This is a genomic window from Micrococcus luteus NCTC 2665 (assembly GCF_000023205.1).
Lineage (GTDB): Bacteria > Actinomycetota > Actinomycetes > Actinomycetales > Micrococcaceae > Micrococcus > Micrococcus luteus.
In genome coordinates, this window is sequence record NC_012803.1 from 1,736,802 (window position 1) to 1,751,437 (window position 14,636).

At 73.4% G+C, this 14,636-nt stretch carries 14 protein-coding genes; 4 read left to right on the forward strand and 10 right to left on the reverse strand.

What is annotated here, in order from left to right; all coding sequences use genetic code 11:
- Positions 1–44: 44 nt before the first annotated feature.
- Complete coding sequence (locus MLUT_RS19415) at positions 45–1,037, reverse strand: cation diffusion facilitator family transporter (protein ID WP_010080509.1); 993 nt, start codon at positions 1,035–1,037, stop codon at positions 45–47.
- Positions 1,038–1,180: 143 nt separating this feature from the next.
- Between MLUT_RS19415 and MLUT_RS19420 the strand changes: the two genes are divergently transcribed.
- The gene (locus tag MLUT_RS19420; protein WP_010080508.1) at positions 1,181–2,311 is read left to right on the forward strand and encodes a saccharopine dehydrogenase family protein; all 1,131 of its coding nucleotides are present in this window, start codon (positions 1,181–1,183) and stop codon (positions 2,309–2,311) included.
- A gap of 28 nt (positions 2,312–2,339) precedes the next feature.
- Here MLUT_RS19420 and MLUT_RS19425 read toward each other — a convergent pair whose 3' ends face one another.
- Together MLUT_RS19425 and MLUT_RS19430 are read right to left on the reverse strand one after the other, a co-directional pair.
- Positions 2,340–3,992 (reverse strand): ABC1 kinase family protein, encoded by a 1,653-nt coding sequence (locus MLUT_RS19425; protein WP_010080507.1) that lies wholly within the window; start codon positions 3,990–3,992, stop codon positions 2,340–2,342.
- A 43-nt stretch (positions 3,993–4,035) separates the two neighbouring features.
- Positions 4,036–5,358: a DUF4921 family protein gene (locus tag MLUT_RS19430; RefSeq protein ID WP_231936598.1), complete on the reverse strand. Its 1,323-nt coding sequence runs from the start codon at positions 5,356–5,358 to the stop codon at positions 4,036–4,038.
- Between the two features lie 202 nt (positions 5,359–5,560).
- Here MLUT_RS19430 and scpC point away from each other — a divergent pair, with 202 nt between their 5' ends.
- Complete coding sequence (scpC, locus tag MLUT_RS19435; RefSeq protein ID WP_010080505.1) at positions 5,561–7,075, forward strand: succinyl-CoA:acetate CoA-transferase ScpC; 1,515 nt, start codon at positions 5,561–5,563, stop codon at positions 7,073–7,075.
- A 126-nt stretch (positions 7,076–7,201) separates the two neighbouring features.
- Here scpC and MLUT_RS19440 read toward each other — a convergent pair whose 3' ends face one another.
- Positions 7,202–7,627 (reverse strand): DoxX family protein, encoded by a 426-nt coding sequence (locus tag MLUT_RS19440; RefSeq protein WP_010080504.1) that lies wholly within the window; start codon positions 7,625–7,627, stop codon positions 7,202–7,204.
- Positions 7,627–8,046 (reverse strand): organic hydroperoxide resistance protein, encoded by a 420-nt coding sequence (locus MLUT_RS19445; RefSeq protein ID WP_010080503.1) that lies wholly within the window; start codon positions 8,044–8,046, stop codon positions 7,627–7,629. Before MLUT_RS19445 ends, MLUT_RS19440 begins: the two co-directional genes overlap by 1 nt.
- Positions 8,047–8,157: 111 nt before the next feature.
- Between MLUT_RS19445 and MLUT_RS19450 the strand changes: the two genes are divergently transcribed.
- Entirely contained in the window at positions 8,158–8,646 is a 489-nt protein-coding gene (locus MLUT_RS19450; RefSeq protein WP_010080502.1) for a MarR family winged helix-turn-helix transcriptional regulator, read from the forward strand.
- A gap of 33 nt (positions 8,647–8,679) precedes the next feature.
- On the opposite strand, the gene MLUT_RS19455 is transcribed toward MLUT_RS19450, so the two are convergent.
- The 5 genes from MLUT_RS19455 to MLUT_RS19475 all read right to left on the reverse strand — a co-directional run bounded on the left by MLUT_RS19455 (position 8,680) and on the right by MLUT_RS19475 (position 13,842).
- Complete coding sequence (locus MLUT_RS19455) at positions 8,680–9,486, reverse strand: alpha/beta fold hydrolase (protein WP_029248324.1); 807 nt, start codon at positions 9,484–9,486, stop codon at positions 8,680–8,682.
- Between the two features lie 26 nt (positions 9,487–9,512).
- A complete protein-coding gene (locus MLUT_RS19460; RefSeq protein WP_010080500.1) occupies positions 9,513–10,523 on the reverse strand; it encodes an NADP-dependent oxidoreductase in 1,011 nt (336 codons plus the stop codon).
- 38 nt (positions 10,524–10,561) lie between these two features.
- Entirely contained in the window at positions 10,562–11,245 is a 684-nt protein-coding gene (locus MLUT_RS19465) for a type 1 glutamine amidotransferase domain-containing protein (protein ID WP_010080499.1), read from the reverse strand.
- Positions 11,246–11,330: 85 nt separating this feature from the next.
- Positions 11,331–12,983 (reverse strand): ABC-F family ATP-binding cassette domain-containing protein, encoded by a 1,653-nt coding sequence (locus MLUT_RS19470; protein WP_010080498.1) that lies wholly within the window; start codon positions 12,981–12,983, stop codon positions 11,331–11,333.
- Positions 12,984–13,011: 28 nt separating this feature from the next.
- Positions 13,012–13,842 carry a patatin-like phospholipase family protein gene (locus MLUT_RS19475; RefSeq protein ID WP_010080497.1) on the reverse strand — a complete coding sequence of 277 codons (831 nt, stop codon included), beginning with the start codon at positions 13,840–13,842 and terminating at the stop codon, positions 13,012–13,014.
- Here MLUT_RS19475 and MLUT_RS19480 point away from each other — a divergent pair.
- Positions 13,841–14,530 (forward strand): formate/nitrite transporter family protein, encoded by a 690-nt coding sequence (locus MLUT_RS19480; RefSeq protein ID WP_231936599.1) that lies wholly within the window; start codon positions 13,841–13,843, stop codon positions 14,528–14,530. The two genes, MLUT_RS19475 and MLUT_RS19480, sit on opposite strands and share 2 nt — an antisense overlap.
- Positions 14,531–14,636 lie beyond the last annotated feature (106 nt).

Here is a 14,636-nt window from a genome sequence, read left to right on the forward strand (position 1 = left end):
GCGCCGCTCGCGCGCAGAGCGCGCACCGCGTGGGACGCCCGGGCTCAGGCGCGGGCGTTCTGCGATTCCGGGTCCAGGGGCGCGTGGGCGGGGTTGGACAGGGAGAGCACGACGGCGGCCACGCGCGGGTGCTCGAGGAGGGCGTCCTCCACGCGCTGGAGCAGGACCGCGGCCTCGCTCTCCCGCTCGTCCCCGGCCAGGTCCACGGCCCCGACGACGAAGAGCTTCTCCGGGCCGACGTACTCGAGGTGCAGGTAGCTCACGGAGAGCACCTCGGGCCGCTCCAGCAGCCAGCGCAGCACCCGGGTCCGGACCGCCGGGTCGGCGACCTCGCCGACGAGGAACGCCATGTTCCGCGAGAGCAGGAAGATCGCGACGACCCCGAGCAGCACTCCCACGAGGATCGAGCCGGCGGCGTCCCACCGGGGGTCCCCGGTGAGCTGGTGCAGGGCGAGGGCGGCCGCCGCGATGACCAGGCCGATCAGGGCCGAGGCGTCCTCCACCCACACGGCGCGCAGGGTGGGGTCCGAGGTCTGGCGCAGGAACGTGGCATCGCTGATGTGCCGCCGCTCCGCGTCGCGGCGGACGCGCCGGTGCGCGTTCAGGAACGAGATGCCCTCGAGCACGAACGCGACGGCGAGCACGATGTACGCGATCGTGTACTCCGCCTCCTCCTCAGGGGCGGACCAGGCCGTGATCCCGTGCCAGACCGAGACCGCCGAGCCCACCGCGAACAGGCCGAAGGCCGCGACCATCGACCACACGTAGGCCGCCCGCCCGTAGCCCAGCGGGTGCCGCGCGTCGGGGACTCGGCCGGCCCGACGCTCCGCCAGCAGCAGGAAGACCTCATTGCCGGCATCGGCCCAGGAGTGCGCGGCCTCCGCCACCATCGCGGCTGAGCCGGTGACCGCACCCACGATCGACTTGACGACGGCGATCACCGCGTTCACACCGAGGGCGATCAGGACGGTCAGCAGGCTCTCGCCGCCGGTCTCGGCGGCGGGCGAGGCGGAGTGAGCGGGCGGGGTGCGGGTCATCCTTCGAGTCTGCCCCTGCAGGCGGGTGCCGGACCAGGCTCGCCGTGTCCGGGCCCGCCGGTCCAGGAGCGCGAGATCGGGTCCACGCGGATCGGCGTCGCCGAGCCCGTGAGGTCTCCGCGTGCGCGGCCTAGCGTGGGGCCATGACGGATTCTCCCCTGCACCTCGACCGCCCCGACGCCCCCCGCATCATCGTGCTCGGTGCGACGGGCTACGCCGGATCCCTCGTCGTGGACGCCCTCGTGGCCCAGGGTGCACGGCCCGTGCTGGCGGGCCGGAACCGGGACACGCTCCAGCAGGCGGCGAAGCGGCACGAGGGGCTGGAGGTCGCCGTCGCCGACGCCGGGGACCCCGCCTCGCTGAGGGCCCTGGTCACGGAGGGTGATGTGCTGGTCTCCACGGTCGGCCCCTTCGAACGCTACGGCCGGCCGGTCGCCCGCGCCGCCGCGGAGCGGGGCGCGCACTACGTGGACTCGACCGGTGAGGTCGGCTTCGTGAAGGACCTCAAGGCGGACCTGGACGCCACCGCCCGACGCACGGGCGCCGCCCTGCTGCCCGCCCTCGGCTTCGACTACGCGCCGGGCATGCTGGCGGGCGGGCTCGCGCTGGCGGACGCCGCCGGATGGGCACGGTCCCTGCAGATCGGCTACTTCGCCGACGGCGAGCTGGACCCGCGCGTCGACCTCAGCCACGGGACGCGCCAAACGATGGTGGACGCCCTCACCGAGCGAGCCATCACTTGGCGCGGCGGGCGACTGGCGACGACGGGCCTGGCCAGCCGATCGGCGGTCTTCCGGGTCGACGGGCAGGACCGCCGCGGCGTGCTGTTCGGCGGCACGGAGTCCCTGTTCCTGCCGCGGATGCAGCCCGGCCTGGACGAGGTCGAGGTCTTCAACGGCTGGTTCCCGGCCCGGCCCACGCAGATCGGCGCCGCCGCCCTCGGCGCGGTGGGGTGGCTCCCCGGCGTCGCCCGCGGCGTGCAGGCCCTGCTGCGGCCCCTGGCCGGGGACCCGGGTGGCCCCGACGCCGCGGACCGGGCCCGCACGGGCTCCCGGGTCGGGGCGATCGCGCGCGACGCGGCCGGCCGCGTCGTGGCGGACGTCCACCTGAGCGGCCCCAACGCCTACACGTTGACCGGTGACCTCATGGCCTGGGGGGCCCGGCAGCTCGCCGCAGGCCGGGCCCGCGAGGCCGGCGTCGTCAGCCCGATCCAGGCGTTCGGCCTCGAGGACTTCGAGACGGCCTGCGCCGCGGCCGGCCTGGTGCGGGCATGATCCCGACGTCTGACCCCGCCCGCGGCCCTCAGCGAGGACGGCGGCGGGGGCGGCTGATCCAGGCCAGATAGGCGCTGCCGCCGGTCAGCGCGGCGCCGCCGGCGGCCACCACCGGCCCGGCGAAGCGGCCGAGCCGGTCCTTGTACGCCACGAGCACGTTCGTGCCCCCGGTGATCATCGCGGCCACCACCATGGCGGCCACCACCCGGTCGCCCGTCCGTTCGAGGCGCGTCACGAGCGGCTCGAGCTCGCTCGCGCGGACGGTGACGTCGATCCCGCCGTCGTCGATGCGTTCCATCACCTTGCGGGCGTACTCCGGCAGGTCGATGCCGAGTTCGGCCGCCGCGATCGTGGCCCGGCCGATCCGGCCCGCCACCCGCCGGGGGTCGAGGTGCTCCCCCACGAGGCGCAGGGCGAACGGGTCGAGCACGCGGGTGTAGTCGAAGCCGGGGTGCAGGCGGCGGCCGATGCCGTCCACGATGATCAGCATCCGCAGCAGCTGCACGAGCTCGGGCGGCAGGGACAGCCGGTGGCGCCGCACGAGGGCGAAGATCTCCGAGACCAGCTGCGCCACGCGGATGTCCTCGAGCTCGCGTCCCTCGAGGCGGCCGACGATCCGGGCCACCTCCAGCCGGAGCCGACGGCGGTCCACCGGGCCGCGCGGCGGGGCGATGTCCAGCAGGGCCCGCACCAGCCCGTCGGTGTCCTGCCGGGCCAGCGCCATGGCCAGGCCCGCGAACCGGCGCCGGAGGGACGGGGAGATCCGCCCGACGGAGCCGAAGTCGATGAACCCGACGGTCCCGTCCGGCTCGATGAACAGGTTGCCGGCGTGCGGGTCCGCATGGAACACGCCGTGCTCGAACACCATGGCCAGCAGCACCTCGGCGGCCCGGTACGCCAGCTCCTCCCGGTCGATGCCGGCGGCGTCGAGTCCGGCCAGGTCGTCCACGCGCAGCCCGGAGAGCTCCTGCATGGTCAGCACGCGCGAGGTGGTCAGGTCCCACTCGATCCACGGGAACCGCACGCCCGGGGTGTCCCGGAAGCCTGCTGCGATCTCCTCGCAGGCCCGCGCCTCCACCACGTAGTCGAGCTCGGCGCGCAGGGAGCGGTCGAACTCGTCCACCATGGTCGGCACGTCCAGGTCGGCGACGGTCCGCGAGGCCCGCGACCACGTGGCCGCCAGCGTCCGCAGGATCTCCAGGTCCGCCTGGACCTGCTCCACCACACCGGGCTTGCGGACCTTCACGACGACGGAGCGCCCGTCATGCAGGCGCGCACGGTGAGCCTGGCCGATGGAGGCGGTGGCCAGGGGCGCCCGGTCGAACCAGGCGAACAGGGTGTCGACGTCGGCGCCGAGGTCCTCCTCCACCGTCCGGGCGATGGCCTCGAAGGGCACCGCCGTCGTGCTGTCCGTGAGGCGGGCGAATGCCGCGCAGTAGGCCTCGGGGAACAGGTCCGGGCGCGCCGAGATCAGCTGCCCGAGCTTCACGAAGGTGACGCCCAGCTCCTCGAACGTGCGCACGAACAGCTCGGGGCGGGCCTCGGCGTCGATGCCCAGGTGCGGCTCCCCCTCCTCGAGGGGCAGCCACCGGGAGAGCCCGGCCTGCACGGCCGTGGCCATGAGGCCGTTGCGGGCCATGACGTGGGCGATCTCGCGGTAGCGCTGCAGGTGGAGGGCCATGACGCCCACGCTACCGACCGCGCGGAGGGACGGGCCCCGCCGCTCAGTCGGCGTACCGCAGGGCGCCCGGCCGGGCCCGCGCGTCGGCCCCGATCCGCACCCCGTCCGCGAGCGCGCCCGCCGCCCGCAGCTCCCGCAGCCTCGCCAGCACCCGGTCCCGCACGTCCCACGGGCTGAGGGTGTTGACGTTGATCTTGGTGGCGCCCTCGAAGCCGGCGAGTGTGGAGACGCGCCACTTAAGCATCACGCGCCAGGGCATCGGGGACGCGACGCCGGGCGGGCGGGTGTGCCATTCCTCGTTGGAGGGGACGTCGGGCCCGGTGGCCGCGTGGGCGGCGTGCAGCAGGTCGGACAGGGCGCGCAGCTCGGCCGCGGACTGCCGCCACGGCTGCCCCACCGGGCTCGTGGAGTAGACCTCGACCGTCGGGTACCGGTGGCCGAAGCCGGCGAACATCACGGCGTGCTCGTTGGCGGCGATCACGAGGTCGTGCGCCACGGCCACGTCCAGCGCGGCGTGGTTGAACACCTGCGGGTCCTCGCGCAGCCGGTCCAGGGCGGCGGCGTTCTGCGCGCCGACCTCGTCGATGGCCACGAGCTGCTTGTGCAGGTGGTCGAAGGAGGCGCCGGCGGGCTTGAGCCAGTTCTGGAACACGGAGACGTACCGCACGGCGGGCGTGGTCGCGTAGAGGTCCCGCATCGCGTCGGCGGTCAGGGCCAGGAACGCGTGGTGCTCGTCCGGGGTGAGGGTGCCCGAGGAGGCGAGCTGGTGGTCGTCGACGGCACCGTCGACGAAGTGCCGCCGGGCGATCACGACGTCGTGCGTGCCGCCGAAGAACGCGGCCGACGCCGCGATCAGCTCCGCTTCGGACGTCGCCGCCGCCTCCTCGGCGGAGCGGCCGGAGGCGCGCAGCTTCGCGGCGACGACGGCGCGCACATGGGCGCGGCCGGCCTCGGTGGCCAGGTACTCGTCACGACGGCGGCGCGCGTCCGGGGAGGGTTCGTAGCCGTGGTTGAGACGCCAGTAGTCGTAGCTGAGGATCTCGAAGAGGTTGGGGACCCGCCGGAAGGCGGGGGTCGTCTCCCCGAGCTGCTCCGCGGCCAGGTGCCGCAGGATCTGCCAGGCCGGGGCGCCGTCGTCGGCCCTCGTGGAGACGATGCGTGACTTCTCCGGCGGCGTCTCCAGCAGGCGGTGCTCGCAGAAGGCACAGTGCCGGCCATGCTGGGCGGGGTCGAGAGGCTGCGGGGCGGGCCGGACGAGGCCGAGCGGGCGGTGGCCGCGGCCGGGCACGGTCCAGACCTCGGTGCCGGTGAAGGGGTTGCGCTGCTTGACGGTGCCGTCCGGCAGTCGGGTGAGGGGCTCGCTCACAGACGGGTGCACGAGGCCAGGATACGAGGCGGTGTCGGCCCGGAGGGCCGAGCCCTGTTCGCCGTCGTCGATCACGCAGGTCGGGCTCGGCGACCTCCGGCGTGATCATCCCCACGGCCACCCGTGACGCGGGTACGCTGATCGCTGTTCCACGTCACAGCGCTCTCGCTCGACTCGTCTCACCCGCACGGAGGCCTCACCCATGTCGTCCCGCATCCACCACCCCGGCCTCCGGTCGAAGGTGATGTCCGCCGCGGAGGCGGCGGCGTTCATCCAGCACGGCACCACCGTGGGCATGAGCGGGTTCACGGGGTCCGGCTATCCGAAGGCCGTGCCGACGGCGCTGGCCGAGCGGGCCAAGGAGCTGCACGCGCGCGGCGAGGCGTTCCGCATCAACCTCCACACGGGGGCGTCCACCTCCGCGGAGATGGACGGTGCGCTGGCCGAGGCGGACGCCGTCGCGCTGCGCACCCCGTTCCAGTCGGACCCGACGATGCGCGCCAAGATCAACGCGGGCGCGATCGAGTACATCGACACGCACCTGTCCCACCTGGCGCAGAGCGTGTGGAACGGCTTCTACGGGCCCATGACCACGGCGGTGATCGAGGTGTCCGGGATCCGCGAGGACGGCCGTCTCGTCCCCAGCTCCTCCGTGGGCAACAACAAGTCCTGGATCGACCTGGCGGATCAGGTGATCCTCGAGGTCAACTCGTGGCAGAGCGAGGACCTCGAGGGTCTGCATGACGTCTACTACGGCACCGCGCTGCCCCCGCACCGCACGCCGATCATGCTCACCCACCCCGCGGACCGCATCGGTGAGACGTACCTGCGGTGCGATCCGGCCAAGGTGGTGGCCGTCGTCGAGACCCACGCCCCGGACCGGAACTCTGCCTTCAAGCCCGCCGACGCGGACTCGATCGCGATCGCCCAGCACCTCGTGGAGTTCTTCGAGCACGAGGTGGCCCAGGGCCGGTACGACGAGCGGCTGCTGCCGCTGCAGTCGGGCGTGGGCAACATCGCGAACGCGGTGATGTCCGAGCTCGTGAAGTCCCGGTTCACGGGCCTGTCCGCGTTCACGGAGGTGGTGCAGGACGGCATGCTCGACGCCCTGGACTCCGGCACCCTGGCGACCGCGTCCGCGACCGCGTTCTCCCTGTCCACCGAGGCCGCCGAACGGTTCAACGACAACGCCGCGAAGTACCGGGACAAGCTGATCCTGCGCACCCAGGAGATCTCCAACCACCCCGAGCTCGTGCGCCGCCTCGGCATCCTCGCCATGAACGGCATGCTCGAGGCCGACCTGTACGGCAACGTGAACTCCACGCACCTGATGGGCACGAAGATGATGAACGGTCTCGGCGGCTCCGGCGACTTCGCCCGCAACGCGTTCACCTCGTTCTTCCTCACCCCGTCCACGGCCAAGGGCGGGGACATCTCCTGCATCGTGCCGATGGTCTCGCACGTGGACCACACCGAGCACGACGTGCACGTGGTGGTCACCGAGCAGGGGCTGGCCGACCTGCGCGGCCTCTCCCCCAAGCAGCGCGCCCGCACGATCATCGACACGTGCGCGCACCCGGACTACAGGGAGCAGCTGCGGGACTACTTCGACCGCGCGATGCGTGAGTCGGACGGCCTGCACACCCCGCACCTGTTGGGCGAGGCCCTGTCCTGGCACCAGCGCTTCCTCGAGACCGGGACGATGCGTCAAGGCTGACGGCCCGCCGGGCCGGACACCTGCGGTACACCTGCGGAACGGGCCGCGCCTCGCGGCGGGGTGAGATCACGCCGGCTCCGGGCGCGCGCCCGGAGCCGGCACAGGCCCGCGGGGCCGGCGACGGCGTCAGCCGCGCCCGCCCTGCTCCCGTTCGGGGATTCCCGCGGCCCACAGGGCGGCCGCGATGAGGGCGGGCTGGCCGAACAGCCGCGCCAGGCGGCGGCCGTCCGTGTCCAGCCCGAAGCCGTCCTTGCGCTCGGCGTACTGCCCGATGTTCCCGGGGTAGATCGCGGTGTAGAAGGCCGCCAGGGCGGTGCCGGTCAGGCGACGCTGCCCGGGGAGCGCCAGCAGAGCGGCCCCGAGGCCGATCTCGGCCACGCCGGATCCGAGCACCACGAGGTCCGCCGGGAGCGGGACCCACGAGGGCACCTGGGCGCGGAACTCACGGCGCGCCACGGTGAGGTGGGACAGCCCCGCGGCGGTCATGAACCCGCCGAGGCCGAGGCGGGCGGCGGTCTGCGAGAGGGGGACGGACTGCCGACGCTTCGTCATCACGCCTCCCCGAGCTCGAGGACGACGTCGATGTTGCCCCGGGTGGCGTTCGAATAGGGGCACACCTGATGCGCCTGCTCCATGAGGGCGCGGGCCTGCTCCGCGGGGACATGGGGCAGCACGACCTCGAGGGTGACCTCCAGGCCGAAGCCCTCACCCTGGCGGCCGATGCCCACGCGCGCGCCGACGGAGGAGTCGGTGATGTCGGCACGGGAGGCGCGGGCGACCATCTGCAGGGCCGAGTGGAAGCACGCGGCGTAGCCGGCGGCGAACAGCTGCTCGGGGTTGCTGCCCTGGCCGGAGCCGCCCATCTCGGTGGGCACGGCGAGGTCGAGGTCGACCCGCCCGTCGGTGGTGCGGACATGGCCGTCACGGCCGGCGCCGGTGCTGAGCGCCTCGGCGGTGTAGATGGTCTCCATGGGAGGTCCTTTCATCCGCCCGCCCCGTGCGGGACGAGTCGGCTCCAGCCTGCCACCCGGTTAGGTCGCGCGCAACCAAGTCGCTCCCCAGCGACCACTAGAATCGCTCCCATGGATGCCGCGCCGACCCCCAGCCTCGCCCTCGAGGACCAGCTCTGCTTCGCCCTGCACCGGGCGGCGCGCGCCGTCACGCGCGGCTACGGCCCCCTGCTGTCCCGCCTCGGCCTCACCTACCCGCAGTACCTCGTGATGCTCACCCTGTGGCAGGTGGAGGGTGATGCCTCGGCCGAGACGGATGCGTCGACACCGGACGCCGGGGCGCTGGGGGTCGGGGCGCTGCGGGACCGGCTCGGCATGGACAACGGCACCATCACGCCTCTGGTGCGGCGCCTGGCCGGCATGGGGCTCGTCACGCGGGAGCGCGACGTCCGCGACGAGCGGCGCGTGCTGGTGCGGCTGACGGACGAGGGGCGGGCGCTGCGGGCGTCCGCCCGAACGGTCCCGGTGGACGCCCTCACCCGGATCCCCCTCGACGTCGCCGAGCGCCAGGTCCTCATGGACCAGCTGAACCGGATCACCGAGGCCGTCGGGGCGCGCTGAGACGGCGGGAGCGGCCCGCGCGCGGAGCGCGGGTCAACGCACCCGGTCCAGGATCGCCCGGGCGACGGCATCCGCCTCACGCTCGGGCAGCCAGTGGTCCGCGTCGAGCTTCACGAACCGGTACTCCCCCGCCACCTGCCCGGCCGTGAGCTCGGCGGCCCGCGGCCCCAGGGCCGCGTCCCGGGTGCCCCACACGTACGTGGTGGGGACCGACACGGGCGCGCTGCGCGGGGTGGTCACCAGATCCGGGTTCGCCCGATACCAGTTCACCGGACCGCGCAGGCTCTGCGGTGTGGAGAACCGGCGGGCGTAGTGCTCCGCCCCGGGGACCTGCCCCCGCTGCAGCAGGGAGCCCAGCCTTCGCGAGAGGATCCGTTCGGGGAGGACCGGTGCCTGGAAGGCGGCGATGTACCAGCTGCGGCGCAACTGGTCCGGGCCGCGCAGGGCGCGGGCCAGGGCGGCCGGATGCGGCGTGGACAGGACGGTCAGGGACGCGACGCGCTCGGGGTGGGCGGTGGCCAGCCCCCAGGCGACGGCGCCGCCCCAGTCATGGCCCACGACGTGGACGCGCCGCGCCCCCGCCGCGTCCGCCAGCGCGACGGCGTCCCCCACGAGCGCCGGGAGGCGATAGGCCGCCGTCGCCCGCGGAGCGGCCCCCGGGGAGTAGCCGCGCTGATCCGGGGCGAGGGTGCGCAGCCCCGCGGCGTGCAGCAGCGGCTCGACATGCCTCCAGGACGTGGCGTCCTGCGGGAAGCCGTGCAGCAGCAGGACCACCTCCCCCTCGGCCGGGCCGCCGTCGCGGACGTCGAAGGTCAGGCCCTGATGCCGGAAGGTGTCCATGCCGCCCCCGAGTGCGCCGTCGCCCGTCACAGCCGGACGAGCATCTTCCCCGTGTTGGCACCCTCGAGCAGGTCGATGAACGCCTGGGGTGCGTTCTCCAGACCCTCCCGGACGGTCTCGTCCCACTGGATCTTCCCGGCGGCGACCCACGGGCCCACGCGCTCCAGGAACTCGGGGCGGACCTGCGCTGCGTACTTCTGCAGGACGAAGCCGCGCAGGGTCAGGCACTTGCCGATCGCCAGGGCGAGGTTGCGCGGGGCGGCCGGCGGCTCCGTCGAGTTGTACTGGGCGATCGCGCCGCACATCGCCACGCGGCCGTCGACCCGCATCGCGGCGATGGCGGCCTCGAGGTGGTCGCCGCCCACGTTGTCGAAGTAGACGTCGATGCCCTCCGGCGCCGCCTCGGCCAGCAGATCGGTGGGCGAGCCGTCGTGGTAGTCGAACGCGGCGTCGAAGCCCAGCTCCTTCACCCGCGCCACCTTCTCGGGCGTGCCCGCCGAGCCGACCACGCGCGAGGCGCCCAGCAGGCGGGCGATCTGGCCGGCGACCGAGCCGACGGCCCCCGCGGCGCCCGAGATGAAGACGGCGTCGCCCTCCTGCATCTCGGCCACGTGCACGAGGCCGGTGTAGGCGGTCAGACCCGTCATGCCCAGCACGCCCAGGTAGGTGCTGTCCGAGAACTGGGAGGTGTCCACGGCCTGGACGGTGTCGCCGTCGAGGACGGCGTGCTCGCGCCAGCCGAGGCCGTGGAGCACGGACGTGCCCTCCGGCACGTCGGCGTGGCGCGAGGCGATCACGGTGCCCACCGCGCCGCCGTCGAGGGGGGCGTCGAGCTGGAACGGGGGCACGTAGGACTCGACGTCGTTCATGCGGCCGCGCATGTACGGGTCCACGGACATCACGGTGTTGCGCACGAGGACCTGGCCCTCGGCGAGCTCGGGGAGCTCGACCTCCGTGAGGCGGAAGTTCTCCGGCGTCGGGGCGCCGTGGGGGCGGGAGGCGAGGTGGATCTCGCGCGTGCGGGTGGGGGTGCTCAAGGTGGTCTCCTCGGGGTCGGGGCGGCGGGATCGGGGGGTCAGCGGGCGAGCAGGTCGAGGACGCGGCGGGCGGCGTCGGCGGAGGAGGCCGGGTTCTGGCCGGTCACCAGGGTGCCGTCCGTGACCACGAAGCTCTCCCCGTCCGGGCCCTTGCGGTAGTCCGCGCCGGCGGCGATCAGCGAGTCCTCGACGAGGAACGGGACGACGTCCGTCAGCTGGGCGGCCTCCTCCTCGCCGTTGGTGAACCCGGTGACCTGACGGCCGCGCACGAACGGGGTGCCGTCGGCGGCGGTGATCGGGTGCAGGATCCCGGGCGCGTGGCAGACGAGGCCGAGCGGGCGCCCGGCCGCGTCGCTGTCGAGGATGATCCGCGTGGAGTCGGCGTCGGACACCAGGTCCCACAGCGGGCCGTGACCGCCCGGGTAGAAGACGGCGTCGAACCCGTCCACGTCCACCTGGGCCAGGGGCGTGGTGTGGGCCAGGGCGGCCTTGGCCTCCTCGTCCTGGTCGAACCGGCGGGTGGCCTCGGTCTGCATCTCCGGCTTCGAGCTCGTCGGGTCGATGGGCGGCTGGCCGCCGCGGGGCGAGGCGAGGGTGACCTCGTGGCCGGCGTCCGTGAAGACGTAGTAGGGCGAGGCGAACTCCTCGAGCCAGAACCCGGTCTTGCGGCCGGTGTCGCCCAGCTGGTCGTGCGAGGTGAGGATCATCAGGATGCGGGACATGTCGGGAGCCCTTTCGTTGGTGGGTACTGAACTCTCATGGTCGTACACAACCGAATCTCGGGCAAGGGTGACGGTGCCCGGGTCGTCAGCGCTCCGTCACCCGCCCGTCCTGGACCTGCCAGCGGCGGTCGGTGCGGACGGTGTCCAGCATGCGGCGGTCGTGGGTGACGAGCAGCAGGGCGCCCTCATAGGTCTCCAGGGCCTGTTCGAGCTGCTCGATGGCCTCCAGGTCCAGGTGGTTGGTGGGCTCGTCGAGCACCAGGACGTTCACCCCGCGGGCCTGGAGCAGGGCCAGGGATGCCCGGGTGCGCTCGCCGGGCGAGAGCTCGTCCACGGGGCGGTTCACGTGGTCGGCCCTGAGGCCGAACTTGGCCAGCAGGGTGCGCACCTCCCCGGAGGCCATCTCGGGCACGAGCGCCTCGAAGGCCGCGGCGAGCGGGACGGTCCCGACCAGCAGCGAGCGCGCCTGGTCGATCTCCCCGATCTGCACGCTGGACCCCAGGGCGGCCATGCCCTCGTCCGGGGCCTGGCGGCCCAGCAGCCCGCGCAGCAGGGTGGACTTGCCGGCCCCGTTGGGCCCGGTGATGCCGATCCGCTCCCCCGCGTTCACCTGGAGGGACACCGGGCCGAGCGTGAAGCCGCCCTGCCGGAAGACGGCGTCGTTGAGGGTGGCGACCACCGAGCTGGAGCGCGGCGCCGCACCGATGGTGAACTCCAGCCTCCACTCCTTGCGCGGCTCCTCCACCTCCTCCAGGCGCGCGATGCGGCTCTCCATCTGCCGGACCTTCTGGGCCTGCTTCTCGCTCGACTCACTGTTGGCCTTGCGGCGCAGCTTGTCGTTGTCCGGGGACTTCTTCATCGCGTTGCGCACGCCCTGGCTGGACCACTCCCGCTGGATGCGGGCGCGGGAGACGAGGTCCTGCTTCTGCTCGGCGAACTCCTCGTACTTCTCCCGGGCCTGGCGGCGCAGGGTGGCCCGCTCCTCGAGGTAGGCCTCGTAGCCGCCGCCGTAGACGCGGTTGGTGCGCTGGGCGAGGTCGAGCTCCAGGACGCGGGTGACGCAGCGGGCCAGGAACTCGCGGTCGTGGCTCACCAGCACGACGCCGCCGCGCAGCTCCTGCACGAAGGCCTCCAGGCGGGTCAGACCGTCGAGGTCCAGGTCGTTGGTGGGCTCGTCCAGGAGCACGACGTCGAAGCGGGAGAGCAGCAGCGCGGCGAGGCCGACGCGGGCGGCCTGCCCACCGGAGAGGGAGGTCATGAGGACCTGTTCCGGGGAGGCGGAGAGGTCCAGGCCGAGGTCGGCGAGGACGGCGGGGATGCGCTCCTCCAGGTCCGCGGCGCCGGAGGTCAGCCAGCGGGTGAGGGCGGTGTTGTAGCGGTCCGCGGCGGCGTCGGTGACGTCCGGGTCCGCCAGGCCTGAAGCGGAGGCGTCCATCTCTCGGGTGGCCTCGGCACAGCCGGTGCGGCGGGCGATGTACCCGGCCACCGTCTCCCCCGGCACGCGCTCGTGCTCCTGCGGCAGCCAGCCGACGAAGGCGTCCGAGGGGGCGAGGGACACGGCGCCGGCCTGCGGGGCGAGGTCCCCGCCGAGGATGCGCAGCAGCGTGGACTTGCCCGTGCCGTTGGCCCCCACGACGCCGACGACGTCCCCGGGCGCGACCGTGAGGTCCAGATCCTCGAAGAGCGTGCGGTGGCCGTGGCCGCCGGCCAGGCCGGAGGCGACGAGGGTGGCGGTCATGCTTCTCCTGACGGAAGTGCGGCGGGCGTCAGGCCATTCTGCCGCGACTGAGCTCCACGAGCTTCTCGGCCCGGGCGCGCGTCGCCTCCTCTCCCGCCGCGATGGCGACGCCGGAGCTGCGGAAGTCCGCGACCGTCATCCCCTCGATCGGCGGGCTGATGAGCACGTCCGGCCGGTAGAGCGAGAGCCGGACGGTGGTGAGCTGGGCCTGCATGACGTCGATCGCCCGCATGGCCTGGCGCAGCGACGTGGCGGGCGAACGGCGGGTGCGGGTGCGCGCCCCGGGCTCCGGCCGCTCCAGGGGCTCGAGCGTGGTGGCATCGACGGCGATCACCCGCTGCGCGCCCAGGAAGCGCACCCCGTCCACCGGGATCTGATTGAGGATGCCGCCGTCCACCAGCACGGAGTCCCCCACGGTCACCGGCTCCAGCGCGCCGGGGTAGGCGGTGGTCGCCTGGATCGCGGTGATGAGGTCCCCGGTGTGCAGGTAGCGGGTCTGGCCCTCGACGACGTCGGCCGCGGTGAGCACCAGGGGAATCTGCAGCTCCTCGAAGGTGTCCGGGAGCAGCTCGCGGAGCCAGGCCCGCAGCCTCTCGCTGGAGAGGATGCCGCCGGTCAGGCCCCAGTTGATGAGCCGCGGCCAGTCCACGCTCCGCTCGATCTTCTCGAGCGAGGCGGCGTCATGACCGGCGGCTATGAGCGCGCCGAGGAGGCCGCCCATGCTCGTTCCCGCGAGCACGTCCGGGCGGATGTCGAGCTCCTCGAGCACCCGCCAGACCCCGATGTGGCACAGCCCGCGCGCTCCTCCGCCGCCCAGGGCGAGGCCCAGCCGACCCGTGGGCCGTTCGTCATGCATCATGGGCCCAGTGTGCCACGGACATGACCGTGAAGGGAGCGATGCCGGTCAGTCCGTCTCCGGCAGGCCGGCGGCCCACAGGGCGGCGGCAGACGAGGGCGCGGAACGCCTGCATCGGTCCCTCACCGTCCTGACGACCACCGAGTTCCTGGGCGGCGTCGAGATCACGATCGGCCTGCTCGCGTACCTGCTCACGCTCCACGAGACGGGCAGCCACCTGCTGGCCGGACTCGCGTTCTCCATCGGCCTGGTCAGCCTGTTCCTCGCCCACTCCGAGCTCTTCACGGAGGGGTTCTACTACCCGATCACCGCGATCGCCGCCGGCCGGGGCACGTGGGTGGAGCTGCTGCGTCTGTGGGCGGTGACCCTCGTGATGAACCTCCTCGGCGGCACCGTGATGATCGCCCTCGTGGTGGCGGGGTTCCCCGACCTGCACGGCACCCTGGCCGAGAGCGCCCACCACTTCCTGGACATCGGCTTCAGCTGGCAGGGCGCCGCCCTGGCGGTCCTGGCCGGGGTGGCGATCACCCTCGTGACGCGGATGCAGGCCGGGACGGACAGCCCGACGGCGATGATCGTCGCGTCCGTCGCCGGAGCCGTCGTCCTCGCCGGCGGTTCGCTCTTCCATTCGGTGATGGACTCGATCCTCATCATCGGAGCCATCCTGTCCGGAGCGCACGGCGTGGGCTGACTCGAGTGGCTCAGCTGGGTGTGGTGGGTGATCCCCCTGAACATCCTCGGCGGGTTGGCGCTGACGACGGCGCCGCGCCTGCTGCGTTCCAAGGAGGTGCGGGAAG

Bases quoted from the DNA above. Each gene is read 5' to 3' on its own strand.
- MLUT_RS19425 (WP_010080507.1), bottom strand. From the start codon at position 3,992: ATGGCCCTCCACCTGCAGCGCTACCGCGAGATCGCCCACGTCATGGCC.
- MLUT_RS19415 (WP_010080509.1), bottom strand. From the start codon at position 1,037: ATGACCCGCACCCCGCCCGCTCACTCCGCCTCGCCCGCCGCCGAGACC.
- MLUT_RS19470 (WP_010080498.1), bottom strand. From the start codon at position 12,983: ATGACCGCCACCCTCGTCGCCTCCGGCCTGGCCGGCGGCCACGGCCAC.
- MLUT_RS19450 (WP_010080502.1), top strand. From the start codon at position 8,158: ATGGATGCCGCGCCGACCCCCAGCCTCGCCCTCGAGGACCAGCTCTGC.
- MLUT_RS19465 (WP_010080499.1), bottom strand. From the start codon at position 11,245: ATGTCCCGCATCCTGATGATCCTCACCTCGCACGACCAGCTGGGCGAC.
- MLUT_RS19445 (WP_010080503.1), bottom strand. From the start codon at position 8,046: ATGGAGACCATCTACACCGCCGAGGCGCTCAGCACCGGCGCCGGCCGT.
- MLUT_RS19480 (WP_231936599.1), top strand. From the start codon at position 13,841: ATGGGCCCAGTGTGCCACGGACATGACCGTGAAGGGAGCGATGCCGGT.
- MLUT_RS19475 (WP_010080497.1), bottom strand. From the start codon at position 13,842: ATGATGCATGACGAACGGCCCACGGGTCGGCTGGGCCTCGCCCTGGGC.
- MLUT_RS19420 (WP_010080508.1), top strand. From the start codon at position 1,181: ATGACGGATTCTCCCCTGCACCTCGACCGCCCCGACGCCCCCCGCATC.
- scpC (WP_010080505.1), top strand. From the start codon at position 5,561: ATGTCGTCCCGCATCCACCACCCCGGCCTCCGGTCGAAGGTGATGTCC.
- MLUT_RS19455 (WP_029248324.1), bottom strand. From the start codon at position 9,486: ATGGACACCTTCCGGCATCAGGGCCTGACCTTCGACGTCCGCGACGGC.
- MLUT_RS19440 (WP_010080504.1), bottom strand. From the start codon at position 7,627: ATGACGAAGCGTCGGCAGTCCGTCCCCCTCTCGCAGACCGCCGCCCGC.